Annotated in this window: 1 protein-coding gene; it reads right to left on the bottom strand. The window is 58.0% G+C overall.

Annotated elements, in window-relative coordinates; translation table 11 throughout:
• On the bottom strand, positions 1–526 hold a 526-nt coding region (locus ACTHUR_RS17955), incomplete at both ends, for a glycine--tRNA ligase subunit beta (protein ID WP_440400097.1).

Consider the following 526-nt stretch of genomic DNA (forward strand, 5'->3'; position numbering starts at 1 on the left):
GCGCAGGGCGTATGGGTCTTTGTCGCCGGTCGGAATCAGGCCGATACCCCAAATGCCGACCAAGGTTTCCAGTTTGTCGGCCAAAGCAACGGCGGTTGCCACTTTGCCCTCTGGCAGGTTGTCGCCGGCAAAGCGCGGTTGGTAGTGTTGCTCGATGGCTTCGGCGATTTCTTCGGTTTCACCGTCCAAGCGGGCGTAGTATTTGCCCATCGTGCCTTGCAATTCGGGGAACTCGCCGACCATTTCGGTCACCAAGTCTGCTTTGGCCAAACGTGCGGCGCGCTCGGCTGCGGCAGCATCCGCGCCCAACGCTTTGGCGATATGGGCGGCAATGCTTTGCAGACGCTCGATACGCTCGGCTTGCGAACCGATTTTGTTGTGGTAAACCACGCTGGACAATTTCGGCAGACGGCTTTCCAAAGTCGCTTTTTGGTCTTGTTTGTAGAAGAACTCGGCATCAGACAGGCGCGCGCGCAAGACGCGTTCGTTACCTTGGATGATGTGTGACGGGTCTTCGGTTTGCAGG

The sequence above is a fragment of the Neisseria sp. P0021.S007 genome (assembly GCF_051956855.1).